Below are 25774 nucleotides of genomic sequence, written 5' to 3'. Positions count from 1 at the left end.
TAATCTCCGGCTTCCTCAGTTTCCGCAGGCGTCCGACCGGGCGCGCTCAGCCCATGTCCGACGTCTCCAACGAAGCCGCGCGCCGCCGCACCTTCGCCATCATCTCCCACCCCGATGCGGGCAAGACCACGCTGACCGAAAAGCTGCTGCTGTTCGGCGGTGCGATCCAGATGGCCGGCTCGGTGAAGGGCCGCAAGGCCGCCCGTCACGCCACCTCGGACTGGATGGCGCTGGAAAAGGAACGCGGCATCTCGGTCACCTCCTCGGTGATGCAGTTCCCGTACGAGGGCAAGATCGTCAACCTGCTCGACACCCCCGGCCACGCTGACTTCGGCGAGGACACCTATCGGGTGCTGACCGCGGTGGACTCGGCGCTGATGGTCATCGACGTCGCCAAGGGCGTGGAAGAACGCACCATCAAGCTGATGGAGGTCTGCCGCCTGCGCGACACCCCCATCATGACCTTCATCAACAAGCTCGATCGCGAGGGCAAGAACCCGATCGATCTGCTGGATGAAGTCGAGACCGTGCTCGGCATCCAGTGCGCGCCGGTGACCTGGCCGATCGGCATGGGCCAGCGCCTGAAGGGCGTGGTGCACCTGATCACCGGCGAGGTACACCTGTACGAACAGGGCCGCAACTTCACCCGCCAGGATTCGACCATCTTCCCGTCGCTGGATGCGCCCGGCCTTGCCGAAAAGATCGGCGCGCAGATGCTGGCCGAGCTGCGCGACGAGCTGGAACTGGTGCAGGGTGCCAGCAATCCATTCGATCTGGACGCCTATCGCGCCGGCCAGCAGACCCCGGTGTTCTTCGGCTCGGGCGTCAACAACTTCGGCGTGCAACCGCTGCTGGATTTCTTCGTCGAGCACGCACCGCCGCCGCAGGCGCGCGACACCACCGGCCGCCGGGTCGAGGCGACCGAAGCCAAGCTCAGTGGCTTCGTCTTCAAGATCCAGGCCAACATGGACCCGCAGCATCGCGACCGCGTGGCCTTCATGCGCGTGTGCTCGGGCAAGTTCACCGCCGGCATGAAGGCCCTGCATGTGCGCAGCGGCAAGGACGTCAAGCTGGCCAACGCGCTGACCTTCATGGCCTCCGACCGCGAAATCGCCGCCGAAGCCTGGCCGGGCGACGTGATCGGTATCCACAACCACGGCACCATCTCCATCGGCGACACCTTCACCGAAGGCGAATCGCTGTCGTTCACCGGCATTCCCAACTTCGCACCGGAGCTTTTCCGTCGGGCACGCCTGCGCGACCCGCTCAAGCTCAAGCAGTTGCAAAAGGGCCTGGCGCAGCTGTCCGAAGAAGGCGCCACGCAGTTCTTCCGCCCGTTGATGAGCAACGATCTGATCCTCGGCGCGGTAGGCGTGCTGCAGTTCGACGTGGTGGCCTACCGACTCAAGGACGAATACGGCGTGGATGCGATCTTCGAGCCGGTCAGCGTCACCACCGCACGCTGGGTACATTGCGACAACGCCAGGAAGCTGGAGGAGTTCCGCGAGAAAAACGCCGGCAACCTGGGCATCGACGCGGCCGGCCAGCTGGTGTATCTCGCACCCACGCGTGTGAATCTGCAGCTGGCGCAGGAACGTGCGCCGGACGTGCGCTTCTCTGCCACGCGCGAACACGCGCATGCCAAGGCGATCGATTGACCGCGGCTTGAACCGGCGCCTGCGACCGCACTTGCCGGCGATGCGAATTGCTCGCAATTGCGGTACCTTTTTGGCATGAACGCAGACGCCTCCCCCTCGACCGACCTGCGCGACGAGATAGCCAGCGCCGTGACCCACGGCCTGGGTGCCATTGCCGCACTGGCCGGTGGCTCGGTGCTGATCACGCTGGCCGCCGTCTATGGCGACGGCTGGCAACTGGCCACCTCGATCGTGTTCAGCGCCACCCTGGTGTTGCTATACGTCGCCTCCACGCTGTTTCATGCCATCCCGCACCCGGGCGCCAAGGCGCGCCTGCAGGTGCTCGATCACTGCGCGATCTATCTGTTGATCGCCGGTACCTACACCCCGTTTACGCTGATCAATCTGCGCGACTCCTGGGGCTGGGGATTGTTCGCCGCGATCTGGGCGATCGCCGCCGCCGGAGTGGTCTTCAAGCTGTTCTTCACCGGTCGTTTCCGCCTGCTGTCGACGGTGCTGTATCTGGCGATGGGCTGGCTGATCGTGGTGGCGATCCAGCCCTTGCTGCGCTCGGTCGATACCTGGTCTCTGTGCTGGCTGCTGGCCGGCGGACTCTTCTATACCCTTGGCACGTATTTCTACCAACGCGACACCCAGCGCTATTTCCACGCGATCTGGCACCTGTTCGTACTGGCCGGCAGTGCCTGTCACTTCGTTGCGGTGATTGCGCAGGTGATGTGAGACGCGATCTGCGGTGCGTTCGCGCGCCGTGCACGAGGCATCGCCAACCATGGCCCGCGTGAACAACGTGACCGACACCTCAGCTACACCATCGCCCCCCACCCCACGTCGTCGACGCTGGCTGGTCGGGCTTGCCATCGTCGCTGCCGCCGTGGTGATCTTCGTGCTGCTGTTCCAGTGGAACTGGCTGCGCGGTCCGGTCGAGCGCGTGGTCAGCGCCAAGACCGGTCGCCAGTTCCATCTCGGCTATCTGGACGTGAAGCTGGGCCGCACGACCACCGTGCGCGGCAATCGGCTGAGCCTGGCCAACGCAGCATGGTCCAAGCGCGGGCCGATGGCCGAGCTCAACTCGGCCGAGATCGATGTCGAGTTGTGGCCACTGCTGCGCGGCAAGGTGCGTCTACCGGAAATCCGCCTGGATCACCCAACCCTCTTGCTGGAAGCCGGCGACGACACCCATCCCGGCAACTGGGTATTCGATCAGGACAGTGGCGATGGCACCATGCCGCGCCTTGGCCGCCTGCTGGTGAACAACGGGCGCCTGCAGTACATCGATGCAGCCAATCGCTCGAACGTGGATGTAGCGATCAACAGCCTCGCACCACCGAGCAGCGACCAACGTGCAGCGCCGATCGGCATCGACGGCAAGGGCCGCTGGAAGGGCTATCCCTTTACGCTCAAGGGCAATACTGCCTCGCCGCTGGAACTGAGCCAGAGCGAGCACCCATTCCGCATCGATCTGCGCGGCAGCGCCGGCGCCACCCGCACCCACGTGCGCGGCACCTTGACCAACCCGTTCCAGTTCCAGGTCTTCGATCTGCAAATGGCGCTCAGCGGCCAGGACATGCAGGACCTGTATCCGCTGACCGGCGTGGCCATGCCGTCGACGCCGCCATACAAGCTAGACGGTCATTTGCGCCGCAACGGCCAGCTCTGGCGCTACGAAAAGTTCACCGGTACCGCCGGCGACAGCGATCTGTCGGGCACTGCAGAAGTGGACCTGCGCAACAAGCGTCCGTTCCTGCGTGCCGATCTGGCGTCCAAACGCCTGGACTTCGACGACCTGGCAGGGTTCATCGGCGCACCACCGAAGACCGGCGCGGACGAGTCGGCAAATGCCGAACAGAAAAAACAGGCGGCACGGCTCGCGGCCAGTGCACGCGTGCTCCCCAGCACCCCGTACGACTTGTCGAAGCTACGCGCGATGGATGCGCAGGTACGCTGGCGCGCGCAGCGCATCAATGCGCCATCGTGGCCGCTGGACGACATGGATGCCTCGCTGACATTGAAGGACGGCTTGCTGCAGCTGGACCCGTTGAACTTCGGCGTTGCCGGTGGCGATATCCGCTCCATCATCCGCATGGATGCGCGCAACGAGGTGATCACCACGCACCTCAAGGCAGGTCTTCGCGGCATTCGGCTGGATCAGCTCTTCCCCGATACCGCCCTCGCCAAGCAGGCCTCGGGTGCCATCGGTGGCGAATTCGATCTGCGTGGACGCGGCAACTCGATCGGCGCGATGCTCGGTACCGCCGACGGCACGATCGGCGTGGGCATGGGCCGCGGCCATGTCGGCAATCTGATCATGGAGCTGGCCGGGCTGGATATCGCCGAGTCGCTCAAGTATCTGGTCACCAAGGACCGACAGATTCCGGTGCGCTGCATCTTCGGCGACTTCGGCGTACAGGACGGCCTGATGCAATCGCGTGCGCTGGCCTTCGACAGCACCGACACCATCATCATTGGCGAAGGCAGCATCAGCTTGAAGGACGAGACGCTGGACCTGCTGCTGCGCCCACGCCCGAAAGATCGCAGCATCCTGAGCCTGCGCTCGCCATTGCGGATTGGCGGCAGCTTCAAGGACCCGACCTTCCGTCCGGACTTCAAGGCATTGGGTCTGCGCGGCGCGCTTGCGGTCGGCCTGGGCATGATCGCTCCACCCGCCGCCTTGCTCGCAACCTTCGAACCGGGCCCCGGCAAGGACAGCGACTGCGGCGGCAAGTTCGCAAAGTAAGTTCACTGCACGACCTTGCGCCGTTAGCAAACCTGTCGACCGCTGTAGCGATAAAGGCAAGATGTCGATTGCATGCAAGTGCATTGTCGGATGCAGTGATCCCGAAACCTGCAGTGATGGCCGGATCAACAGGAACTGATCAGACCGCAGTCCTCGAACGACCGCACGGCCTGCACTGCTTGCACCATGCAGACCGACCTTCTCGACGGGTCCTTGCCCGCCCACCATCGCGGGACCTTAGGCGGCATGGATGCCGCGTAAGAGCCTACAAGGACGTACTTGCGGCGTGTCCTGCGATGGTGGGCGGGCAAGGGCCTTGCAGCAAACTCCTAGCGTCGAAAACACCGCACCAGAGAGTTTGCTGACTGTTTTATCGAGAGCGATGCACCCCGACCATCTCAACTGACCCTTGCGACCAGGCCGCAGATCGAACGCTCCAAAGCTGATCTATCTGCTCGCCACACTTCTCGAGCTATGTCGATCAACAGCGTTCAGGACAAGACGCAGGGAACTTAGCCGGCACGGCACTAGCTGGCGATGTAACGCTGCAACTGATCGATATCGCGCTGCTGGTTCTCGATCACCGCCTTGACCAGATCGCCGATGGAAATCACGCCCTGCACGCGGCCGTTGTCGACCACCGGCAGATGCCGGAAGCGTCCGTCGGTCATCAACTGCATGCAGCGCTCCACCGTGTCCGACGGCGACACTGTCACCACCTGAGTGCTCATGATGTCGGCAACGCTGGTGGTCGATGAGGCGCGATCGCGCAGCACCACCTTGCGCGCGTAATCGCGCTCGGACACGATGCCGACCAGGCGTGGCCCGTCCATCACCAACACCGCGCCGATGCCTTTGTCGGCCATCAGGCGGATCGCCTCGATCACTGCAGCGTCTGCCGCTACCGCGAATACCTCAACCTGTTTGGTCCCCAACAGCTGTCGTACGGTCTGCATGGCCCGCTCCGCGCTTGGTCTGGTGGTCGCAGCCTACTCCCACCGCGCCGCAGTGGGTATCGACCAAGTAGAGCGGACGCTGCTTGGCCTCGTCGTACAAGCGGCCCAGGTATTCGCCGATCAGGCCCAGGGCGATCAGCTGGATGCCGCCCAAGAACAGGATCACCGACATCATGGTCGGCCAGCCGGCCACCGGGTCGCCCATCAGCGCCGCCTTGATCACCACCCAGCCACCGAACAGGAATGCCACCAGCGCGGTGAGCAAGCCCAGATAGGTCGCCACGCGCAGCGGCACGGTGGAAAAGCTGGTGATGCCATCCAGCGCGAAGTTCCACAGCCGCCACACGGTGAATTTGCTGCGCCCCGACAGCCGTGGCGCACGCCGGTACGGCAATGCCACCTGGCGAAACCCGACCCAACCGAACAGCCCCTTCATGAAACGGTGGCGCTCGCGCAGCTGCTGCAAGGCTTCCACCACCCGCGGCGACAACAGCCTGAAATCCCCCGTGTCGGCCGGAATCGGCGTGCGCGACAACTGCCGGATCACCCGGTAGAACGCATGCGCCGCACTGCGCTTCAGCCAGCTCTCGCCCTCGCGAAAAATCCGCGTGCCGAAGATGTTGTCGTAACCGGCGCGCCACAGCGCAACGAACTCGGGGATCAACTCCGGCGGGTCCTGTCCATCGGCATCGAGCAGCACCACCGCACCGGGCAGCACATGGTCCAGGCCTGCAGAAATCGCGACCTCCTTGCCGAAGTTACGCGACAGCCGCACCGCACTCACCTGCGCATCGGCATCAGCAAGTGCCTGCAACACGCTCCAGGTGCCATCGCTGCTGCCATCGTCGACATACAGCACATGCGTCTGCACCCCACTCAGGCCCGCCAGCACTGCGCACAGGCGCGGGTGCAGCTGTGGAATGCTGGTCTCCTCGTTATAGGCTGCAATCACCACCGTCAGGCGGTCTCCTGCCACCGGCAGCTGCACGGGTCCGGACGTGCGCATGCTCACGGCGCCTGCAGATACGCAGGGCCACCCAGCTGGCGCGCCTGCCGCTGGATCCATGCCGTCCGCCGTTGCACATAAGCGCCGGGACGACGTGCGTCATAGCGGCGTGGCGAGGGCAGCACCGCCGCCAGGCGCGCCGACTCGGTCGGTGACAACCCAGCCGCATCCTTGCCCCAGAACTGCCGGGCAGCGGCCTGCGCGCCATACACCCCGTCACCGAACTCGGCCACGTTGAGATACATCTCCAGAATGCGCTGCTTCGGCCACAGCAACTCGATCAGCACCGTGTACCATGCCTCCAGACCCTTGCGTACCCAACTGCGGCCCTGCCACAGGAACACGTTCTTGGCGACCTGCTGACTGATCGTGCTGGCCCCGCGCACGCGTCCACCGCGCGCATTGTGATCGCGCGCCTTTTCGATCGCCTGCAGGTCGAAGCCGTGATGCACCGGAAACTGCTGATCCTCCGCGGCCACCACCGAAATCGGCAGGCTGGCGGCGATCCCGTCGTAGTCGCGCCATTGCTGGTGCAGCGAAAAATCCCAATCGCCCTCGCCCCAGGCTTCCAGATAGCGCCCGATCATCATGCTGCTGATCGGCGGATCGACCACCCGCAGCACCAGCACCTGCAGCACGCTCGCGGCGGCAAACAGCAGCGGCGCTGCCAACAGCCAACGCAGCCAGCGACCCGCGCGCCGCGGTGGCGCCACCTGCTTGCCATCCAATGCATCCGTCCCCATTGTTCGCTACGACCTTTCATCCCGATGCTCGTTGCATTATCCGGCAACCGGCGTCCCTTACGTCCGATGTTCCCATGACCGATCACGATCAGCTTTCCCGTTTCCTGCTGCCTGCTGCCGGCGTGCGCGGCGTCCATGTCCGCCTGACCCAGGCCTGGCACGACATCCAGGGGGCCGCCGACTACCCGCCCGCCGCACGCCAGTTGCTCGGCGAGGCGGCGGTGGCCGCCGCCCTGTTCACCGGCCACACCAAGGTCGACGGGCGTCTGTCGGTGCAGCTGCGCGGCAACCAGACGCTGCGCACCCTGTTCGCCGAATGCACCGCGGCCGGCACCTTGCGCGGCATCGTGCAGCTGGCCGACGGCGCCGATGCGCCCGCCGACCTGCGCGAACTGGGCGAGGCCGCGCTGCTGGCCATCACCATCGAGAATCCCGGCCTGGACCCGCGCGAACCGCAGCGCTACCAGAGCCTGGTCGGCATGCAGGCGCCGGATCTGGCCGAAGCGTTCGAAACTTATTTCCAGCAGTCCGAGCAACTGCCGACCCGCCTGCTGCTGGCCGCCGGCCCGGATCAGGCCGCTGGCCTGTTGCTGCAAAAGCTGCCCGGCGACGAGGGCGACACCGATGGCTGGACCCGCATCGGCGCGCTGTTCGACACCCTGGGCGCACCGGAATTGCTCTCGGTCGCCAGCGAGGACCTGCTGCACCGGTTGTTCCACGAGGAAGACACCCAATTGCTGGGCAGCAAGCCGCTCAGCTTCGGCTGCTCGTGCTCGCGCGAGCGGGTCGCCTCGATGCTGCAGTCCCTGGGCGAAGACGAGGCCCGTGCCGCTGCCGAGGCGACCGGCGAGGTCGAGGTCCGCTGCGAGTTCTGTGGGCGTGAGTATCACTTTCCGTTGACCGCACTGGACGTACTTTTCAGCGAGGCGCGCCCCCTGCAGGAGGCGCCGGAACGGTTGCAGTAGAAAGGTTTGACAGGTGCGATCCGGGGATCGTGAGTACTTGTTAAATAATCATAAACACCCTAGCATTCCGACTGCCCGCTTCCGGGAACTTAACAACTGCCGCTGGGTCTGAACTCTGGTATGCGACACCTACTGCGCCTTCCGCTTGCTCTGATGGTTGCCCTTGCGGCGGCTACGGGCGCGCATGCGCAGTCGACCCAGCAAGTACGTGAAAGCACCATCCTGCCGGTGTGGAACAAGGGCAGCGGCAAGGTCGAAGCCTTTCTGTACCTGGAGCCCACCGGCGAGCAGAGGGCCGGTGCACGCTGGCACTTCGGCCGCAACTCGCTGGACGCGGCGTTCGGCCTGACCTCCGGCGATTCGCTGGGCCTGATCTGCAACAGCAGCCGCGGGACCAACATCAACGGACTCGCCAGCCACTGCCTGCTCGCAGGCATCGGCGATGACGAAGAAGACAGCGCCGCCGCATCGCGCCGCGTGTCGGCAACCCTGGGCTTCAACCGTGGCGGCGCACGCGCCGGCGTCACTGCCGGTACCGGCCGCGATACCCTGCCGGCCTGGTTGATCGGCGCCGGCAAGGCACCGCTGACCCGCGTCGAACAGAACGACCTGACCGTGTTCGGGCAGAAGAACATCGGCCGCGAAGGCTTCGTTTCGATCGGCGGCACCTATGCGCGCGCGCGCCTGGTACCGCTGGCCGACGTTTCGCCGGCGATCGCCGACCAGTGGGACAGCAAGACCCTGAGCGTCGGAGGCGGCTACGGTGCCTTCAGCGCCAACGTCATCGGCCGCGTCGTCGACGTCCCCGGCCAGCCGGAAAAGTGGGAAGGTCTGGGCCTGGGTCTGACCTGGCGCACCCCCTGGAGCGGCCAGCTGACCGTCGGCGCAGAGAACGTCATCTCCCGCGGCAAGAACCCGTTTGCGCCGAGCAACGAGAGCAACAGCGACGGCACGATCCCGTACGTCCGGTACGAGCAAGACCTCTAAGTAATTGATTTTAAATTATTTTACCTAACGCCACCGGTTTGCAGCCGGTGGCGTTTTGCGTTCCAGCACTCTGCCTGCGGCAGCCTTTCACGTCTTTCTTCTTTTTCGTTAACGGGACTTTAATTTCTCGCATAACGCATATACCATCGGTTCACCCTGACGTTTTGGATCCGCTTCTTTCGGACCCCCGACAGGCAAACAACCCTTGGCAGTACCCAAGATCACTTGGAGAGAGAGCTAATGAATTGCAAGTCCAACAAGCTGCGCGATGCAGTCGTCCTCGCGCTTGTCGTGGGCGTCGGCGGTACCGGTACCGCCATCGCTCAGGAAGCCGGCACCACCAACCTCGACAAGATCGAAGTGACCGGTTCGCGCATCAAGAGCGCAGACGTTGAAACGTCGCAGCCCGTTCTGACGCTGACCCGTCAGGACATCGGCAAGCAGGGCGTCACCTCTGTTGCCGATGTGTTGCAGCGCGTGGCAGCCAACGGCGCGGCGCTGAACCGCACCTTCAATAACGGCGGCGACGGCAGCTCAGGCATCGCGCTGCGCAACCTCGGCAGCGCACGTACCCTGGTGCTGGTCAACGGCCGCCGCTGGACCACGGGTCTGGATGGCAGCGTCGACCTCAACACCATTCCGACTGCGATGGTTGAGCGCATCGACATCCTGAAGGATGGCGCGTCGACGATTTACGGCTCCGATGCCATTGCCGGCGTGGTGAATATCATCACCCGCAAGAACTTCGACGGTGCCGAGGCAGGCGTCAACGTTGGCCAGTACAGCGATGGCGATGGCCAGCGCCAGGCCTATGACTTCACGATCGGCACCACCACCGATCGCGCAAGCCTGCTGCTGGGCGCTTCGTACGTGCAGGAAGAGTCCGTCATGGCGGGCGATCGGCAGATCTCCGCTGGCGGTCCTCCGTTCTTCAGCGGCCAGAGCGGCACCGGATTTCCGGGTTCGTATGTGCGCAACGGTGCACGCCGCATCCTGATCAATGGTGTCGAAACGCCTTACGTGGCCAATGTCCACGGTTACAACACCGCGCCGGACAACTACCTGCTGACCCCGCAGGAACGCACCTCGCTGTTCGCTCAAGGTACTTTCAACTTCACCGACAACGTGACGTTCCGCACCGAGGCGATGTACAACGAGCGCAAGTCGGAGCAGTTGCTGGCGGCAATGCCGGTCACCGGCCTGACCTTGAGCGCCGACAGCCTCTACAACCCCTTCGACCAGAACCTGACCAGCGTCAACCGCCGCTTTATCGAAACCGGTGGCCGCTCGTTCAATCAGAACGTCAAGAACTGGCACTTCTACGGTGGCCTGGAAGGTTTCTTCGAATTTGCCGACCATAGCTTCGACTGGGATGTGGGCTATCGCTACGACAAGTCCGATCAGAACGATCTGACCTACGGCCTGTTCAACCTTGCCAACCTCAACAACGCCTACGGCCCCTCCGAGCTGCGTGGCGGCGTGCCGGTCTGCGTCACCGCACCCGGTGGCGACGTGATTCCCGGATGCGTCCCGGTCAATCCGCTGGGCCCGCGCGGCTCGATCAGCCAGGCGGCGCTGGATTACACCGGTTTCACCGCGCACGACTCGTCCTCGGTTGAATCCAAGGGCTACACCGCAAATCTCAGCGGCGACATCGTCGACCTGCCGGCTGGCCCGCTGGCCTTCGCGGCCGGCTACGAATACCGCAAGGAAAGCGGCCAGTTCGATCCGGACGCCTTCATTGCGGCGGGCCTCAGCACCGGCAACGGCGCACGCCCGACTGCAGGCTCCTACAGCCTGGACGAGTTCTATCTGGAACTGTCGGTCCCGGTGCTGGCCGATCTGCCGGGCGCCCAGCTGCTGGACTTCAGCCTCGCGACGCGTTACTCGGACTACAGCAACTTCGGCGACACCGTGAACAACAAGTTCGGCTTCCGCTGGAAGCCCATTCAGGACTTGATGATCCGCGGCAACTACAGCGAAGGCTTCCGCGCGCCCAGCATCAACAACCTGTTTGCCGGTAACGCCGACTCGTTCGAAACCTACGCCGATCCCTGCTCGATCCAGGCTGGTCAGCTCAGCAACCCGGTCGTGGCACAGAACTGCACCGCAGCCGGCGTGCCTGCCAATTTTGTGCAGCCCGGTGCAGGCACCGGCGCCAAGCAGACGCTGGAGCCGTTCACCTACACCTCCAACGAGCAGTTGCAGCCGGAAACCTCGACCAGCCGCACCCTGGGCCTGGTGTTCAGCCCCGGCTTCGCGCAGGGCTTGAATGTCACCTTGGACTGGTGGCAGATCGAGATCGAAAACGCGATCACGCGTCCGGAAGCACAGTTCATTCTGGACAAGTGCTATGGCGGCAGCGCCGGCGAGCAGGCTGAATATTGCGGTCTGATTACCCGTGACCCCAACTACAGCGATGGTGCCTATACCGTCACCAACATCAATATGCCGCTGTTGAATCTGGCGTCGTACAAGGTGGAAGGCTGGGATCTGGGTATCAACTACCGCTTGCCGGAGACGGCGTTCGGCCAGTTCACCATCAGCTGGGATTCGACCTACCTGTCGAGCTGGGAAACCAAGGCGACTGCCGATTCCGAACTGGAGCAGTTCCAGGGCCGTTACCTGAATCAGGATCCGTACTGGCGCATTCGTTCCAATCTTTATGTCGATTGGTCCCTCGGCGATTTCGGCATCAACTGGGGCATTCGCTACAAGTCCGGCATGGAAGAAGTCTGCCCCCTGTCTGCAGCGCTGGCCCAGGCGTATTGCTCGGAGCCTGATCGCGTCACCGCCGACGGCGCATCGCCGCGTAACCACATCGGCGCGACGACGTATCACGACATCCAGGTGCGTTACAACACGCCTTGGAATGCAACCGTGTCGGTCGGCCTGAACAACGCGTTCGACAAGGATCCGCCGGTCGCGTACAGCACGTCCTACAACATGTTCGATCCGCAATACGATCTGCCGGGCCGCTACATGTACATGCAGTACCGCCAGCGCTTCTGATAGAGCCTGCGGCGTAAAACAACTACGGCCCCGAATGGGGCCGTAGTTGCGTCTGGAGTTTAAAAACCGGGAACCGGACGCGGCATCCAACGCGTGCCGGTCACCCCGGAATCAAGGTCTGGATCACATGCTCGACATAGGCCTCGAAGTCTTCGCGGGCCTGCTTGGGTTGCTGCAGTTGCAGCGAGAGCTGCAGGAAACCGACGTAGGCAGCGTAGGCCAGCCGGGCGCGGTGCTGGGCATCGGTGCGGCTCAGGCCGGCCTGGCGGAACGAGGCGATCAGGTAGTCGAGACGGCGCTGCGAGACGCGGTCGATGACCGGGCGCACGGCCGGGTGGTCGAGTGCCTTGAGCAGTTCGCTGTAGATGACGTGCGGCTTGACTTCGTGCGCGACCAGTTGAAACAGCGCGCGCAGGCGTGCGCTGGGGTCGGGCACGTCCTCCAGGCTGCCGAACACTTCCTTCTGTTCGAAGATTTCCCAGCGTTCCAGGGCTGCCTGCAGCAAGGCATCGCGCGAGGGAAAATGCCAGTAGAAGCTGCCCTTGGTCACCCCGAGACGGCGTGCCAGTGGCTCCACCGCGACGGCACCCACCCCTTGTTCGGCGATCAGGTCCAGTGCGGCCTGCGCCCAATCGTCCGCGCTGAGGCGGTTGCCGCGACCGGACGTGGCGCGGGGCGTGGTGAGGCTTGGGTCGGTGATGTCATTCATTGCCGCGATTTAACCATACGCTTGAGTCAGTTGCAGTATGCATCACAAAAAGGACATACAACTGCCACGATTCAATGGCTTAACCGTCCATACGAAGGAGTATTGACAGCCGCATAGGCAGATCCATACCATGAGGTATGGTCACCTCTTCTCCTAGCCTCGCCCAACGTGTGTCTACCTCGCGCATCGACGCTGGCGAGACATCGCTTGCGGTGTCGGTGCGGGGCGCGGACCACACGCCGACGGTGCTGCTGGCACATGGCTTTGGACAAACCCGGCACGCGTGGGAAAGCACTGCGGCCCGACTGGCCGAAGCTGGCTACCGGGCGCTGGCCTACGATGCGCGCGGCCATGGCGATTCCGGTTTCAACGACGCAGACCTGCCCTACTCGGCCACGCAGTTCACCGATGACCTGATCGTGCTGGCAGGCGAGCAGGCCGAGCCACCGGTGCTGGTTGCCGCATCGATGGGCGGCTTGTTCGGCCTGCTTGCCGAGGCGCGCTGGCCAGGTCTGTTTCGCGCGATCGTGCTGGTCGACATCACGCCGCGCTGGGACACCGCGGGCGTGGAGCGCATCCTGCGTTTCATGACCGCACATCCGGATGGCTTTGCATCGCTGGATGCCGCCGCAGATGCGATTGCCGCCTATTTGCCACAGCGCCCACGCAAGACGGCCGAACAGTTGCAGGCCTTGCTGAGGCAGCGCGCAGACGGGCGCTGGCACTGGCACTGGGATCCGCGGCTGGTCGATGAACTGGCGGGACAGGATCCGCACGCACAACAACAGACCTTGCTGGACGCCGCCGCGCGGGCGCGTTGCCCGATGTTGCTGATCAGCGGCGGTCGCAGCGACCTGGTCACGCCGGACACCATCAAGGAATTCCTGTCGATCGCGCCGCATGCGCAGCACGTGCATCTGCCCGATGCCACGCACATGCTGGCCGGCGACGACAACACCACGTTTACCGCAACCGTGTTGCATTATCTGGACGCACTGCCCCCGGTTGGCACCATCGCAGCGTCCAACATTACCGAGCATGTCACTGGAGCAAGACCATGAGCATCGTTGCACCGTTTCTCCTCGTCATCCTGGCGGCGGGCATCGCTGCCTATCACCGCATGCGCCTTGCCACCTGGGTCGCGCTGAGCGCCTGTGTGCTGGTGGCCTGCTGGTTGCTGGGTGCCAATCTCACCGCAACCATCGTCGCTGCCGTGCTGGTGGTGCTGGTTTCCGCACCGGTGCTGTTGCCGTTCCTGCGCAAGCCGCTGCTGACCACGCCGCTGATGGGCTTCTTCCGCAAGGTGCTGCCGCCGCTGTCGCAGACCGAGCGCATCGCGCTGGAAACCGGCTCGGTGGGCTTTGAAGGCGAACTGTTCACCGGCGACCCGGATTGGCAGAAGCTGCTCAACTATCCCAAGCCGCAACTGAGCGCCGAAGAGCAGGCCTTCCTGGATGGCCCGGTCGAAGAGCTGTGCAGGATGGTCAACGACTGGGAGATCACCCACGTCCACGCCGACCTGCCGCCGGAGCTGTGGGAATACATCAAGAAGAACAAGTTCTTCGGCATGATCATTCCCAAGCAGTACGGCGGGCTGGGCTTCAGCGCGCTGGCGCATCACAAGGTGATCCAGAAGCTGTCCTCGATCTCCAGCGTGGTTAGCTCCACCGTCGGCGTGCCCAACTCGCTCGGGCCGGGCGAGCTGCTGCTGCATTACGGCACGCCGGAACAGAAGGATTACTACCTGCCGCGCCTGGCGGTCGGCGCAGAAGTGCCGTGCTTCGGCCTGACCGGTCCGTTCGCCGGTTCCGATGCGACCTCGATCCCCGACTACGGCATCGTCTGCAAGGGCGAGTGGAATGGTGCCAACGTGCTCGGCGTCAAGCTGACCTTCGACAAGCGCTACATTACCCTGGCGCCGGTGGCCTCGCTGATCGGCCTGGCATTCCGCGCCTACGATCCGGATGGCCTGATCGGCGACAAGAAGGACATCGGCATCACCCTGGCCCTGTTGCCGCGCGAGACCCCCGGCGTGGAAATCGGCCGTCGCCATTTCCCGCTCAATTCGCCGTTCCAGAATGGCCCGATCCACGGCGAGGAAGTGTTCATCCCGCTGAGCCAGCTGATCGGCGGCGTGGAGATGGTCGGTAAGGGCTGGAACATGCTCAACGAGTGCCTGGCGGTGGGCCGTTCGATCACCCTGCCCTCCACGGCCAGCGGTGGCAGCAAGTATGCCGCCGTGGTCACCGGCGCGTATGCGCGTATTCGCAAGCAGTTTGGCCTGTCGGTCGGACGCTTCGAGGGCGTCGAAGAAGCGCTCGCGCGGATCGGCGGCAAGGCCTATGCCATCAGCGCGTTGTCGCAGGCCACCGCTGCGGCGGTGGACCGTGGTGATGTGCCATCGGTGCCGTCGGCGATCGCCAAGTATCACTGCACCACCATGGGCCGCGAAGTGGTCAGCGACATGATGGATGTGATCGGCGGCAAAGGCATCATCCTGGGGCCGCGCAACTTCGCCGGCCGTGCCTGGCAGGCGGCACCGATCGGCGTGACCGTGGAAGGCGCCAACATCATGACCCGCAGCCTGCTGATCTTCGGGCAGGGCGCAATCCTGTGCCATCCGTGGGTGATGAAGGAAATGCAGGCGGCGCAGGATCCGGACACGCGTCGTGGCCTGGAAGAGTTCGACCAGAGTCTGTTCGGGCATATCCGCTTCGGCATCTCCAATGCGGTGCGTTCGTTCTGGTTCGGGCTGACCGGTGCGCGCATCGGGGCAGCGCCGGGCGATGCGTACACGCGGCGCTTCTTCCGCAAGCTGGATCGTTATTCCGCCAACCTGGCGCTGATGGCCGACGTGTCGATGCTGATGCTCGGCGGCAAGCTCAAGTTCAAGGAATCGCTGTCCGGACGTCTGGGCGACGTGCTGAGCCACATCTACCTGACCAGCGCGATGCTCAAGCGCTATCACGACGAAGGCGCGCCGGCGACCGATCAGCCGCTGCTGGCCTGGGCGTTCCATGACAGCGTGCACAAGATCGAAACCGCGCTGTCTGCGGCGCTGCGCAACTTCCCGATCCGTCCGGTGGGCTGGCTGATGTGGGTGCTGATCTTCCCGCTGGGCCGTCGTGCCGAAGCACCGGGCGACCGGCTGGGACACCGCGTGGCATCGATCCTGATGACACCGAACGAAGCGCGTGACCGTCTGGGCCAGGGCGTGTTTCTGACCCCCTGCGCCAACAATCCGGGCGGACGTATCGCCAGCTATCTGGCCAAGGCCGTGCTGGCCGAGCCGGTGGAGCGCAAGTTCCTCAAGGCGCTCAAGACCAAGGGCATCGAGGCGCTGGATTTCACCGCGCAGCTGGACGAAGCCGTGGCCGAAGGCGTGATCACCGGCGACGAGCGCAGGCAGCTGGAAGAGTTGCGCGAGATGATGATGGACACCATCACCGTGGACGATTTCGACCCGCACGAACTGCGTGCGGCCAGCTACTACGACAAGCCGCAGGCCCAGCAGCCGCGCGAAGCGGCGTAGGTCTCAGGCCGAGGTGACAAGCAGACAGCGGCGGGCTTCGGCCCGCCGTTGTCGTTTGTGGAGATTGGCTACTGTAGAGACCGACCATCTCGCAGTTGCATTGGCTGTCGCCGTCACCTTCAACCAGTTCGCGACACCTGCAATTCCAGCGAGCCGCCTGGTAGGAGCGGGCTTGCCCGCGATGAAGCTCTACCGGTAACGCCCCATCGCGGGCAGGCCCGCTCCTACAGGAAGCGAGCACACTGCCTCAGCGCGGCAACAACAGCAACGCCAGGGCAATCAGCGCGGGCAAGGCCTGCACGAAAAAAATGCGGCGGTTGACGCTGTAGGCGCCATAGCAGCCTGCCACGACGACACAGCCCAGAAAGAAGCCCAGCACGTCGGTGCGAGCCTGCAACGCGCCCCAGAACAGGCCCGCTGCCAGGAAGCCGTTGTACAGGCCCTGATTGGCCGCGAGCACGCGCGTGGCCTGCGCCTTCTCGGGAGTATTGCGGAAGGTCTTCAGGCCCAGCGGCCGCGTCCACAACGCCATCTCCAAGACCAGAATGTAGACGTGCAGCAGAGCGACGCACAGGCCGGCAACGATGGCGAACAGGGACATGGCGGATCGGCGTGATGGATGTGGCGACCAGCATAGCTGCGATTGCGGCCCTGCTGCTCGGAACAGGCGACGGAACCCGGCGCGCCGGCAAGAGACGGGGGATGTGCAGGACCTGCATGCATGATCGGAGCGTCGCGATTGCGGACATCGGCGGCGTGTCCTGCAATGGCCTGATCTATCTGCTCGCCACGCTCTCCCAAAGGCAAAAGCGGCTAGTTCAAACAGCGGCATCGCTAATGCATGTCATGCCCTGCTTGCCTGTGCACACCGACCATCTCGACCGGTCCTTGCCCGCCAACCGTCGCGGGACCTTACGCGGCATGGATGCCGCGTAGGGTCCTATAAGGACGTACTTGCGGCGTGTCCCGCGAGGGTGGGCGGGCAAGGGCCCTGCAACCAGGCCATTTGTTGACCGCTCCTAGTCGGAGACCTGATTGCCAGTCTCCGCATCGCGCTCTGCCGGCAGTTTGCGCGCCTCGCGCAGCAGGCCGAACGCGCCCAGGGTCATGCCCGATGCCACCAGCAGACCGACGCCGAACACTGCGCTGGAGCCGAATGCCGACACCAGCTTGTGCACCCAGACGAAGGTGAGATCGCCACCGCGGTAGATCACGGTATCGATCGCCGCGCCGGCCTTGTAACGCCATTCCCGATCCACCCGCGTGTACAAGGTCTCGCGCGCCGGCTTGGCCAGTGCGAACTCGCTGGAGCGGGTGATCACCTGCACGATCGCAAGCATCATCGGCAGCGGCGAGGCCGTCAGCACGGCGTAGCCCAGCGTGATCGCCACGCCCGGAATCAGCAGCGCCGGAGCGATGCCGAAACGCGACAGTAGCGCGCGCGTCACCAGCAGCTGCAACACCAGGGTAAGCGCGTTGATCGCCAGGTCGATGCTGGCGTAATAAGCGGTGGCCGCCGCTGCGTCCGTGTAAAGCCGGCGTACCAGCGCTGCCTGCTCGTTGTAGAGCAAGGTGCCGACGCCCACTCCGAACAGCACCATGAAGGCCAGCCAGCGCAGCAACGGCTCGCGCACGATCAGCTTGAGCCCGCCCAGTACATCGCCGCCCATCGGCACCTCGCCGGAGCCCAGCTGTCGCTCCTGCTCGCGCGCAACCGCCCACAGGCGCAGACGCAGCACGCAGACCACGCACACGGTCAGAAACCCGGCCGACACCAGCATCAAATGTGCGATGCCGATGCGCTCGACCAGCGTGCGGGTGAGGATCGGCCCGAGAAACGCGCCCAGCGTGCCGGCCGCACCGATGTAACCGTAGTAATTGCGCGCTTCGGCATTGCTGAAGACGTCGGCCATGAAGCTCCAGAACACCGCTACCGCAAACAGGTTGAAGACGGTCACCCACAGGAAGAACGCCAGGCCGCGCCCGGGCACGCCGCTGTCGAACAATACGTAGAACAGCAACAGGGTCGCGATGAAGAAGCCATACACCGCCGGCAGGAACACCCGGCGCGGGTAGCGGCTGACCAGCGCGCCGTAGACCGGCTGCAGCAACACCATGATCAAGAAGGTGCAGGTAAACAGCACCTGCAGGGTGAAATCCTTGAGCGGTATGCCGTGCGTGGCAAAGAAGGCGATCATGCCGGTGGGGAAAATCGCTTCCACATCCGCCGACGCACTCATCGCCTCGCGCACCGGGCGCAGCACGTAGTAGCCGCTGAGCAGGCAGAAGAAATACAGGAACGACCACGCCAGCGGCGGCGAGCTGCGCAATGCCACGCTCAGACGGCCAGCCGCAGAGCGCGGCGAAGACAGGCTGGTCATCGGGTAAGGCTCGCTCGCATCGACGAGCGCGACAGCAGGGACATGGCAGCGGCAACACCCGCGAAACAAGCGCGCAAGTTAGCCGATGCCGCGCTGCATCACCAGCAGCAGCGGGCGGCACCGACTAAATCGATTGCCTGCGGAGACGGCACGCCGCTTGCAGCTGTCTCCGCACAGGCTCCCGATCGCGTTGTACTGGGTCCTGGCAGTTCGATTTATGAACCTAAAATCATCAATAGGATCAACACGATGCCCATTCATCTTCCGGCAGTTTGTGCTATTGCAAAGCGCGGCGCTAGAATCGTCGGAGGCAGTGGAACAGGCGGGACAACCATGACTCAAATGCGCAGGCGCCGACGGTTCCGACCGTTGGCCATCGGGCTGCTCGGGGCGTTATTGCCTCTGGCCCTCTCTTCCACCGCGCAGACACCCGCGCCGGCTGCTTCTGCGCTGCAGCCGGCCACCGTCGTGCAGTCGCCCACCGCCCCGCTGCAATACCGTGCATCGCTTCCGGCCAGCCAGGTGCTGGCCCCGGCGGCCGGGTTCGATGTGGCCGCGTTCGAATCGATGGCCAACCAGTTGACCTACGGCAATCGCCTGCCCGGCATGGCGATGGCGATCGTGCAGGGCGGCAAGGTGCTGAGCGCGCGCGGCTATGGTGTCACCGACGTCAATCACCCGCAGCCGGTCGATGCGCATACCGTGTTCCGTCTGGCATCGCTGTCCAAGGCCTTCGCCGGCACCATGGCCGGGTTGCTGGTCAACGACGGCGTGCTGCGTTGGGACAGCAAGGTGGTGGACTACGTGCCCGGGTTCCAGCTCAGCAATGACGTCGCCACCCGGCAGCTCACCGTCGCCGAGGTGCTGAGCCACCGCGTCGGGCTGACCCGCAACGCCTACGACAACGATATCGAATCCAACGTCGACTACTACTCGCTCAGCCACAAGCTTGCCGCCGCACCGTTGCGCTGCGCGCCCGGCGATTGCTATGCGTACCAGAACGTGGCTTTCAGCCTTGTCGGCGATGTGGTGTTCGCTGCGTCCGGCAGCTTCTACGAGCAATCGGTGGAGCGCCGCATCTTCAAGCCGCTGGGCATGAACGATGCGAGCATGGGTCTGGCCGGTATCCAGGCCAGCCCGCGCTGGGCGCGCCCGCATGTGCGCAGCCGCAATGGCTGGGTGTCGCTGACGCCCAAGCCGACCTACTACCGTCTGGCCCCCGCTGCCGGCGTCAATGCCAGCGCCAGCGACATGGCGCAGTGGCTGCTCGCGCACACCGGCCACCGCACCGACGTGCTGCCTGCGCCGCTGCTGGCGACGCTGCACGCGCCGCTGATCTCCACGCCAGGGGAGATGCGCTCGGGTTGGCGCCACGAGCGTGTTGACGCTGCCAGCTACGCGCTGGGCTGGCGCGTGTTCGACTACGCCGGCCATCAGGTCGTCTTCCATGCCGGCGCAGTGCAAGGCTATCGCGGCCTGGTCGCGCTGCTGCCCGAACGTGATCTCGGCATCGCGATCATGTGGAACGGCGAGAGCGGCCTGCCCTCCGGCATGCTGCCGACCATTCTGGATCGGGCGCTGGGTCTGCCCGCCAAGCGTTGGCTGGATATCGATGTGGATGGCGACTTCGGCAGCGAGAACATGCTGGCCGAGCGCCCCGATCCTGCCGGCAAGGGCGCCTCGTCGGGCAAGTCGGTGGCATCGCCGCGCTGAGTTGGCGTTGCGGCGACCTCGCACACAGGCGGCTTCGGCCGCTTGTGTCGTTTCCGGCCTGCAGGATCGAGTCGGGCGTGTCGACATCGGTGGCCGGAAGCCGGGCATCGCTCCATGCCATGCGATGACGATCATGGCAGGCGCAGATCTGAGTCACCTTGTCGGGTAAGCGCGTCAGACCTGACTGAAAAGCGAGAGCGTGGCTGCCCACGATGCGGCCCAATGCATCTACTCCCGCTTGGCACGACCAACACACCGCACCGCTACGCCAATCGATGGCGGCACGACCGATCGGGACAGACGATGGTCAGTTGGGCGGGCGGCGCAGCGGCCCAGCCCACTGCTAGCGTTGGACCGGAGAAAGCGGGTGGCGGGTGGCAAGCGGCGATAGTGCGGCGATAGCTACAACGTCCCGGCCTGACATCCCGTCACGCATAGCGCAGCGCATCCGGCGGCGATAGCTTCGGCTGCCTGCGTGCGACCGGGACTTCCTCGATCACGGACGCCCTGGGCACGTCAATAAAAAAGCTCCCTCCCCGCTGGGCGTCGGGGAGAGAGCTCGATGTTTACGGCGATCGGGTGGTGCGGATCAGATCAGCGGCGCCGGGGTTGCGGGCAGCGCGACCGGAGCGGCCTTCTTCTTGCGAACGGCCGGCTTCTTTTTGGCGACCTTCTTCACAGCAGGCTTCTTGGCGGCAGTCTTCTTGGTGGCGGACTTCTTGGTCGCCTTCTTGGCAACTGCCTTCTTGGCGGTCTTCTTTACCGCTTTCTTGGCGGTCTTCTTGACGGCCTTCTTGGCGGCGGTCTTCTTGGTCGCCTTCTTTGCAGTCTTCTTCACTGCCTTCTTGGCGGCAGTCTTCTTGGTTGCCTTCTTTGCAGTCTTCTTCACTGCCTTCTTGGCGGTTGCCTTCTTTGCAGTCTTCTTGACGGCCTTCTTCGCAGCAGTCTTCTTCACTGCCTTCTTGGCGGTTGCCTTTTTGGCGACCTTCTTGACTGCCTTCTTGGCGGCAGTCTTCTTCACTGCCTTCTTGGCAGTGGGTTTCTTTTTCGCAGCTTTTGCAGTGGCCATGTAATTGGCTCCTCGTCAGTGAACTATGGAGGTGAAACGCCCAGTTGAAGCAAACCCCGCAACGGCACGCCGTCGTCGGGAACCGTCCGCAGGTAATGCGCGACGGGACGGATACAGAAACACCCGCATCGAACAGCGACGCGGGTGCGTGATCGGAGCGACTGCTGCTTTTTCGGAGAGAAGCGGACCCAACTCCACCGTGGATAGCGCTTCGGTGGACATCGGGAACAAGCGTGTCGGCTTGATGTCGATTCTGCTCACTCTCTTTCGCAGCAACGTCTGCTGGGCGAAACCTAATCACGCTTTTTTTTACTGTCAACACTCTTTTGCATTTTTTTTTCAACGCCTCGTCGCGGCGCGTCCCGTCGAGCGTGTCCAAAGACGCCGTGCGATGGCGCGCGCCGCTGACCTTGGCATGCAGCGGCGCAACGACGTTTTCAAAAAAGCACTTCTTTTGTGCTGTTTTTTTTTTGCGATGCAGACGCGCACGCTGTTGCCCACTGCACCGACGTAGCAGCGCACGCCTGCTCGCCGCGGTACGCGCCGCCTGTCCGCCAGCTGAAAATTTTTTATCGACCAAGCTTGCCCAAGGCCTCGCACAAGCAAAAATGCGCAAACTTATTGCGCATTTTTCGACCCACGCGTGCATCCGCGTGCACTGCCAACGGCATGCATTGCGCACCGTGTCCAAGGTTGGATGCAGGCGACGCTGCAAATATTTTTCACCGGCTGCACGCCATCTCCTCACGACCGGCTCACGTCGGAAATCCGACACCACGACGGTCGCAACGCAGTCGACGATGTCGCGCGCGCATGCCGCTGGCGAGTGCACGGTCGTCGAACATCGGCAAAGGCTTCGACTGCGAGCGACAGCCGGCACCGGCCAGACGCGTGCAGCGCGGCAGGACGCACGCCATCGGCAGGCGGGATCGGCGCGCGGCCATCGCCACGCAGACAAAAAAATGGCCGCTCCAACGAGCGGCCATCCGGGTGTGCGACGGGCGAGGCGCGGTTAGTGCGCGTCGTCTTCCAGCAGCTCGGCGTAGTCGTCCGGCGACAGCAGGTCGTTGAGCTCTTCCTTGTCGTCGAGTTCGACCACGAAGATCCAGCCTTCGCCGTAGGCGTCTTCGTTGATGGTTTCCGGCTTGTCGCTGAGTGCGCTGTTGACCTCAACGACGGTGCCGCTGACCGGGCTGTACACGTCGGAGGCGGCCTTGACCGACTCCACCACCGCCGCGCCGGTACCGACCTGCACGGTGTCGCCGACGCCGGGCAGTTCGACGTAGACCAAGTCGCCCAGCAAGCCCTGCGCGTGGTCGGAGATGCCGACGGTCACGCGGCCGCTGCTTTCGACGCGGGCCCACTCGTGGGATTTGAGGAACTTGAGGTCGCCAGGGATCTCGCTCATGGGTGTGCTCCGGGGAAACTGTTGGGTTGGGGACAGGTGGCTAGTTTAGACCGCACGACAACACAGGTGCACGCGCGTATCGGCCGGCGGGTGGCGATGGATGTCGCACGCTGCCGGACGTTTGCACGCCCGGCAGAGGTCTGACTCATTCGCCAAGGACGCCGGGCTGCGCCTGGCCGTCGCGCACGAACGGAAACTTCACCGCGCGCAACGGCACCTGCTTGCCACGGATGTCCACGCGCAACGCGTCGATGCTGCCGGCCGGCACGCGCGCGAACGCGATCGCCTTGCCGAGCGTGGGCGAGAAGGTGCCGGACAGGATCTCGCCTTCGCCGCTGGCGCTGAGCACGGTCTGGCCATGCCGCAGCACGCCCTTCTCGTCCATCACCACACCGATCAGCTGACGCGGTGCGCCCTGCGCCTTTTGCGACTCGAGCACGGCGCGACCGATGAAGTCGCGACCGTCGTCCAGGGCGATCGTCCAGGCCAGCGCGGCCTCGTACGGACTGACCGTGTCGTCCATGTCCTGACCGTAGAGATTCATGCCGGCTTCCAGACGCAAGGTGTCGCGTGCGCCCAGACCGGCCGGCTTGACGCCCTGCGCGAGCAGCGCGTTCCAGAACGCCACTGCTGCCTCCTGCGGCAACACGATTTCGAAACCGTCTTCGCCGGTGTAGCCGGTGCGCGCAAGGAACAGTTCCACGCCATCGCGCGAACGCGTCTGCAGCGCAGCGAAACGGCCGAGCTTGCTCGCCGCTACGGTATCGGCCGGATCCACCAGTTCGATCACCTTGGCGCGCGCGTTGGGGCCTTGCACGGCGATCATCGCAAAGTCGCCGCGCTCTTCCACGCGCACCTGGAAGGCTGCGGCCTGTTCGCCGATCCACTGCAGGTCCTTTTCGCGGGTGGCGGCGTTGACCACCAGGCGGAAGAAGTCCTCGCGCAGGAAGTAGACGATCAGATCATCGATCACCCCGCCCTGCGGGTTGAGCATGCAGGTGTACAGCGCCTTGCCGGAGACCTTGAGCTTGTCCACCGAGTTGGCCAGCAGGTAGCGCAGGAACTCGCGCACGCGTGCACCGTGCAGGTCGACCACGGTCATGTGACTGACATCGAACATGCCGGCGTCGCGACGCACCTGGTGGTGCTCGTCCAGCTGCGAGCCGTAATGGATCGGCATGTCCCAACCGCCGAAGTCGACCATCTTGGCGCCGAGCGCACGATGGGTGTCGTTGAGGATGGTCTTCTGGGTCATGCGCACCGGTCCAAGGGAAAGAGCACCATTATCGCCGCCCGGCCGTGCTTGGGGGAAACGGCGCAGGCGCTGCGGCAGCGCGCCGCCGACCGCCGGACCTGGCCGCGCTCTATCGCGCCGCGCTGCAGCATCGCTGCATGGGCACGATGCGCGTGCCCTGCCCGATCAACCGGCCGCCTGCACCTGCAAGGTCATGCCATCGACACCGACAATACGCACCGGCGCGCCGGCCGGAAGGTCCGGGCCGCTGACCACCCAGAACGCATCGTCGACCTTGGCACGGCCGCGTCCCTCGTGGATCGCCTGGTCGAGCACCACGCAGCGACCGATCAACTGCTCGGCACGTCGGTTGAGCAGGGGCCGATCACTCTGCCGGCCCTTGCCGCGAAACCAGCTGCGATACACCTGCACCGATACGAAACTCAGCAGCACGAAGGCAACGATCTGCAGCAGCAGCGACATGCCCGGCAACGCGAGCACCAGCACGCACACCGCTGCGGCGGCAATGCCCATCCACAGCAGGAACGCGCCGGGCACCAGCGTCTCGGCAGCAATCAACAGCAACGCCAGCACCGCCCAGGCCACCACGTCCCAACGCATGGCTCAGCCTCCCACGCGCGGGGGCATCGGCGGCACGCGCACATGGCTCGCGTCGGGTTTGTTCAGCGCTTCCTTGGCCAGCTCGGCGATGCCGGCGATCGAGCCGATGACGCCGCTGGATTCCATCGGCATCAGCACGAACTTCTGGTTGGGCGCGGTGGCCAGCGCCTTGAACGCCTCCACATACTTCTGCGCGACGAAGTAATTGATCGCCTGCACGCTGCCATTGGCGATCGCATCGGAGACCATCTGGGTGGCCTTGGCTTCGGCCTCGGCCAGTCGCTCGCGCGCCTCGGCGTCGCGGAACGCGGCTTCCTTGCGGCCTTCGGCTTCGAGCACGGCGGCCTGCTTCTCGCCTTCGGCGCGCAGGATTTCCGACTGGCGCGAGCCCTCGGCTTCGAGGATCTGCGCGCGCTTCTCGCGCTCGGCCTTCATCTGCCGCGCCATCGAGTCGATCAGGTCGCGCGGCGGCTGGATGTCGCGGATCTCGATGCGCGTGACCTTGATGCCCCAGGGATTGGTGGCCTGGTCGACCACGCTGAGCAGCTGCGCATTGATGGTCTCGCGCTGGCTCAGCGATTCGTCCAGATCCATCGAGCCGATCACGGTGCGGATGTTGGTCTGCACCAGCGCGATCGAGGCGATCTCCAGGTTGGAGACCTCATAGGCGGCCTTGGCGGCATCCAGCACCTGGAAGAACACCACGCCATCCACGCGCACCACCGCGTTGTCCTTGGTGATGACGTCCTGGCTGGGGACGTCGAGCACCTGCTCCATCATGTTGATCTTGCGCCCCACGCCGTAGACCACCGGCACCAGAAAGTGCAGACCCGGACTCATGGTGTGGGTGTAGCGGCCGAAGCGCTCCACCGTCCACTGGAAGCCCTGCGGCACCATGCGCACGGTCTTGAACAACACGATGACGCCAGCGACCAGAACGGCGATGGCCAAGAAAGAAGTCGGAAACATGAGCAGCCCCTTGCGATGACGAGTCGATCCTTGGCTGGAGTATGCCCTAGCCACCGGTCCGCACTGCGCGCCCTAGC

The 25774-nt window shown here is 64.4% G+C and carries 22 protein-coding genes; 11 read left to right on the top strand and 11 right to left on the bottom strand.

Going from position 1 to position 25774, the window contains the following annotated elements; translation table 11 throughout:
• Positions 1-53: 53 nt before the first annotated feature.
• From ABQ137_RS11910 to ABQ137_RS11900, 3 genes are all read left to right on the top strand, one after another.
• Entirely contained in the window at positions 54-1658 is a 1605-nt protein-coding gene (locus ABQ137_RS11910) for a peptide chain release factor 3 (protein ID WP_046343732.1), read from the top strand.
• Positions 1659-1733: 75 nt separating this feature from the next.
• Entirely contained in the window at positions 1734-2378 is a 645-nt protein-coding gene (gene trhA / locus ABQ137_RS11905) for a PAQR family membrane homeostasis protein TrhA (RefSeq protein WP_184518283.1), read from the top strand.
• Positions 2379-2427: 49 nt separating this feature from the next.
• On the top strand, positions 2428-4392 hold the full coding sequence (locus ABQ137_RS11900) for an AsmA family protein (RefSeq protein ID WP_184518280.1): 1965 nt from the start codon (positions 2428-2430) through the stop codon (positions 4390-4392).
• Between the two features lie 527 nt (positions 4393-4919).
• Here ABQ137_RS11900 and ABQ137_RS11895 read toward each other — a convergent pair.
• From ABQ137_RS11895 to mtgA, 3 genes are read right to left on the bottom strand one after another with little or no spacing between them, the layout of a single operon-like run.
• A complete protein-coding gene (locus tag ABQ137_RS11895; protein ID WP_065032624.1) occupies positions 4920-5348 on the bottom strand; it encodes a CBS domain-containing protein in 429 nt (142 codons plus the stop codon).
• The gene (locus ABQ137_RS11890; RefSeq protein WP_102251543.1) at positions 5308-6354 is read right to left on the bottom strand and encodes a glycosyltransferase family 2 protein; all 1047 of its coding nucleotides are present in this window, start codon (positions 6352-6354) and stop codon (positions 5308-5310) included. Before ABQ137_RS11890 ends, ABQ137_RS11895 begins: the two co-directional genes overlap by 41 nt.
• Positions 6355-6356: 2 nt before the next feature.
• Complete coding sequence (gene mtgA / locus ABQ137_RS11885; RefSeq protein ID WP_349782599.1) at positions 6357-7097, bottom strand: monofunctional biosynthetic peptidoglycan transglycosylase; 741 nt, start codon at positions 7095-7097, stop codon at positions 6357-6359.
• Positions 7098-7171: 74 nt separating this feature from the next.
• Between mtgA and hslO the strand changes: the two genes are divergently transcribed.
• From hslO to ABQ137_RS11870, 3 genes are all read left to right on the top strand, one after another.
• A complete protein-coding gene (gene hslO, locus ABQ137_RS11880; RefSeq protein WP_024939249.1) occupies positions 7172-8062 on the top strand; it encodes an Hsp33 family molecular chaperone HslO in 891 nt (296 codons plus the stop codon).
• Between the two features lie 153 nt (positions 8063-8215).
• Positions 8216-9049 (top strand): XOO1806 family protein, encoded by an 834-nt coding sequence (locus ABQ137_RS11875; RefSeq protein ID WP_181142413.1) that lies wholly within the window; start codon positions 8216-8218, stop codon positions 9047-9049.
• A gap of 240 nt (positions 9050-9289) precedes the next feature.
• Complete coding sequence (locus ABQ137_RS11870) at positions 9290-12061, top strand: TonB-dependent receptor (protein WP_349782596.1); 2772 nt, start codon at positions 9290-9292, stop codon at positions 12059-12061.
• 100 nt (positions 12062-12161) lie between these two features.
• On the opposite strand, the gene ABQ137_RS11865 is transcribed toward ABQ137_RS11870, so the two are convergent.
• Positions 12162-12770, bottom strand: a complete 609-nt coding sequence (locus ABQ137_RS11865; protein ID WP_016902764.1) for a TetR/AcrR family transcriptional regulator — start codon at positions 12768-12770, stop codon at positions 12162-12164.
• Between the two features lie 137 nt (positions 12771-12907).
• Between ABQ137_RS11865 and ABQ137_RS11860 the strand changes: the two genes are divergently transcribed.
• The gene (locus ABQ137_RS11860; RefSeq protein ID WP_349782594.1) at positions 12908-13831 is read left to right on the top strand and encodes an alpha/beta fold hydrolase; all 924 of its coding nucleotides are present in this window, start codon (positions 12908-12910) and stop codon (positions 13829-13831) included.
• On the top strand, positions 13828-16302 hold the full coding sequence (locus ABQ137_RS11855; RefSeq protein WP_024939254.1) for an acyl-CoA dehydrogenase: 2475 nt from the start codon (positions 13828-13830) through the stop codon (positions 16300-16302). Before ABQ137_RS11860 ends, ABQ137_RS11855 begins: the two co-directional genes overlap by 4 nt.
• A gap of 247 nt (positions 16303-16549) precedes the next feature.
• Here the strand turns inward: ABQ137_RS11855 and ABQ137_RS11850 are convergent, their stop codons facing one another.
• A complete protein-coding gene (locus ABQ137_RS11850) occupies positions 16550-16903 on the bottom strand; it encodes a DUF1304 domain-containing protein (protein WP_104568145.1) in 354 nt (117 codons plus the stop codon).
• Between the two features lie 14 nt (positions 16904-16917).
• Here ABQ137_RS11850 and ABQ137_RS11845 point away from each other — a divergent pair, with 14 nt between their 5' ends.
• Complete coding sequence (locus tag ABQ137_RS11845) at positions 16918-17238, top strand: hypothetical protein (protein WP_181097651.1); 321 nt, start codon at positions 16918-16920, stop codon at positions 17236-17238.
• An 83-nt stretch (positions 17239-17321) separates the two neighbouring features.
• Here ABQ137_RS11845 and ABQ137_RS11840 read toward each other — a convergent pair whose 3' ends face one another.
• Complete coding sequence (locus ABQ137_RS11840) at positions 17322-18683, bottom strand: NTP/NDP exchange transporter (RefSeq protein WP_104568144.1); 1362 nt, start codon at positions 18681-18683, stop codon at positions 17322-17324.
• 333 nt (positions 18684-19016) lie between these two features.
• On the opposite strand from ABQ137_RS11840, the gene ABQ137_RS11835 reads away from it, so the two are divergent.
• On the top strand, positions 19017-20396 hold the full coding sequence (locus tag ABQ137_RS11835; protein ID WP_039813429.1) for a serine hydrolase domain-containing protein: 1380 nt from the start codon (positions 19017-19019) through the stop codon (positions 20394-20396).
• A gap of 589 nt (positions 20397-20985) precedes the next feature.
• Here ABQ137_RS11835 and ABQ137_RS11830 read toward each other — a convergent pair.
• A complete protein-coding gene (locus tag ABQ137_RS11830) occupies positions 20986-21465 on the bottom strand; it encodes a hypothetical protein (RefSeq protein ID WP_039519650.1) in 480 nt (159 codons plus the stop codon).
• Positions 21466-21709: 244 nt separating this feature from the next.
• Here ABQ137_RS11830 and ABQ137_RS11825 point away from each other — a divergent pair, with 244 nt between their 5' ends.
• On the top strand, positions 21710-21979 hold the full coding sequence (locus ABQ137_RS11825) for a hypothetical protein (protein WP_154832423.1): 270 nt from the start codon (positions 21710-21712) through the stop codon (positions 21977-21979).
• Between the two features lie 498 nt (positions 21980-22477).
• On the opposite strand, the gene gcvH is transcribed toward ABQ137_RS11825, so the two are convergent.
• From gcvH to ABQ137_RS11805, 4 genes are all read right to left on the bottom strand, one after another.
• Complete coding sequence (gene gcvH / locus ABQ137_RS11820; protein WP_024939260.1) at positions 22478-22873, bottom strand: glycine cleavage system protein GcvH; 396 nt, start codon at positions 22871-22873, stop codon at positions 22478-22480.
• Positions 22874-23018: 145 nt separating this feature from the next.
• Positions 23019-24128, bottom strand: coding sequence for a glycine cleavage system aminomethyltransferase GcvT (gene gcvT / locus ABQ137_RS11815; protein WP_102251535.1), 1110 nt, complete (start codon positions 24126-24128; stop codon positions 23019-23021).
• A 165-nt stretch (positions 24129-24293) separates the two neighbouring features.
• A complete protein-coding gene (locus ABQ137_RS11810; RefSeq protein ID WP_349782589.1) occupies positions 24294-24728 on the bottom strand; it encodes an NfeD family protein in 435 nt (144 codons plus the stop codon).
• 3 nt (positions 24729-24731) lie between these two features.
• Complete coding sequence (locus tag ABQ137_RS11805; RefSeq protein WP_024939263.1) at positions 24732-25697, bottom strand: SPFH domain-containing protein; 966 nt, start codon at positions 25695-25697, stop codon at positions 24732-24734.
• Between the last annotated feature and the right edge of the window lie 77 nt (positions 25698-25774).

Origin of the sequence: Xanthomonas sp. WHRI 8393 (assembly GCF_040203315.1) — a bacterium.
Lineage (GTDB): Bacteria > Pseudomonadota > Gammaproteobacteria > Xanthomonadales > Xanthomonadaceae > Xanthomonas > Xanthomonas arboricola.
Note: the sequence above shows the minus strand (reverse complement) of the source record. Positions and strands in the feature narration are given on the sequence as shown.

Excerpts from the sequence above, each read along its gene's own strand:
- ABQ137_RS11835 (WP_039813429.1), top strand. The coding sequence starts at position 19,017 with ATGACTCAAATGCGCAGGCGCCGACGGTTCCGACCGTTGGCCATCGGG.
- ABQ137_RS11830 (WP_039519650.1), bottom strand. The coding sequence starts at position 21,465 with ATGGCCACTGCAAAAGCTGCGAAAAAGAAACCCACTGCCAAGAAGGCA.
- ABQ137_RS11850 (WP_104568145.1), bottom strand. The coding sequence starts at position 16,903 with ATGTCCCTGTTCGCCATCGTTGCCGGCCTGTGCGTCGCTCTGCTGCAC.
- ABQ137_RS11855 (WP_024939254.1), top strand. The coding sequence starts at position 13,828 with ATGAGCATCGTTGCACCGTTTCTCCTCGTCATCCTGGCGGCGGGCATC.
- ABQ137_RS11840 (WP_104568144.1), bottom strand. The coding sequence starts at position 18,683 with ATGACCAGCCTGTCTTCGCCGCGCTCTGCGGCTGGCCGTCTGAGCGTG.
- ABQ137_RS11890 (WP_102251543.1), bottom strand. The coding sequence starts at position 6,354 with ATGCGCACGTCCGGACCCGTGCAGCTGCCGGTGGCAGGAGACCGCCTG.
- ABQ137_RS11805 (WP_024939263.1), bottom strand. The coding sequence starts at position 25,697 with ATGTTTCCGACTTCTTTCTTGGCCATCGCCGTTCTGGTCGCTGGCGTC.
- ABQ137_RS11910 (WP_046343732.1), top strand. The coding sequence starts at position 54 with ATGTCCGACGTCTCCAACGAAGCCGCGCGCCGCCGCACCTTCGCCATC.
- gcvT (WP_102251535.1), bottom strand. The coding sequence starts at position 24,128 with ATGACCCAGAAGACCATCCTCAACGACACCCATCGTGCGCTCGGCGCC.
- hslO (WP_024939249.1), top strand. The coding sequence starts at position 7,172 with ATGACCGATCACGATCAGCTTTCCCGTTTCCTGCTGCCTGCTGCCGGC.
- ABQ137_RS11895 (WP_065032624.1), bottom strand. The coding sequence starts at position 5,348 with ATGCAGACCGTACGACAGCTGTTGGGGACCAAACAGGTTGAGGTATTC.
- ABQ137_RS11860 (WP_349782594.1), top strand. The coding sequence starts at position 12,908 with ATGGTCACCTCTTCTCCTAGCCTCGCCCAACGTGTGTCTACCTCGCGC.
- gcvH (WP_024939260.1), bottom strand. The coding sequence starts at position 22,873 with ATGAGCGAGATCCCTGGCGACCTCAAGTTCCTCAAATCCCACGAGTGG.
- trhA (WP_184518283.1), top strand. The coding sequence starts at position 1,734 with ATGAACGCAGACGCCTCCCCCTCGACCGACCTGCGCGACGAGATAGCC.
- ABQ137_RS11900 (WP_184518280.1), top strand. The coding sequence starts at position 2,428 with ATGGCCCGCGTGAACAACGTGACCGACACCTCAGCTACACCATCGCCC.
- ABQ137_RS11865 (WP_016902764.1), bottom strand. The coding sequence starts at position 12,770 with ATGAATGACATCACCGACCCAAGCCTCACCACGCCCCGCGCCACGTCC.
- ABQ137_RS11845 (WP_181097651.1), top strand. The coding sequence starts at position 16,918 with ATGGATGTGGCGACCAGCATAGCTGCGATTGCGGCCCTGCTGCTCGGA.
- ABQ137_RS11825 (WP_154832423.1), top strand. The coding sequence starts at position 21,710 with ATGTCGATTCTGCTCACTCTCTTTCGCAGCAACGTCTGCTGGGCGAAA.
- ABQ137_RS11875 (WP_181142413.1), top strand. The coding sequence starts at position 8,216 with ATGGTTGCCCTTGCGGCGGCTACGGGCGCGCATGCGCAGTCGACCCAG.
- mtgA (WP_349782599.1), bottom strand. The coding sequence starts at position 7,097 with ATGGGGACGGATGCATTGGATGGCAAGCAGGTGGCGCCACCGCGGCGC.
- ABQ137_RS11810 (WP_349782589.1), bottom strand. The coding sequence starts at position 24,728 with ATGCGTTGGGACGTGGTGGCCTGGGCGGTGCTGGCGTTGCTGTTGATT.
- ABQ137_RS11870 (WP_349782596.1), top strand. The coding sequence starts at position 9,290 with ATGAATTGCAAGTCCAACAAGCTGCGCGATGCAGTCGTCCTCGCGCTT.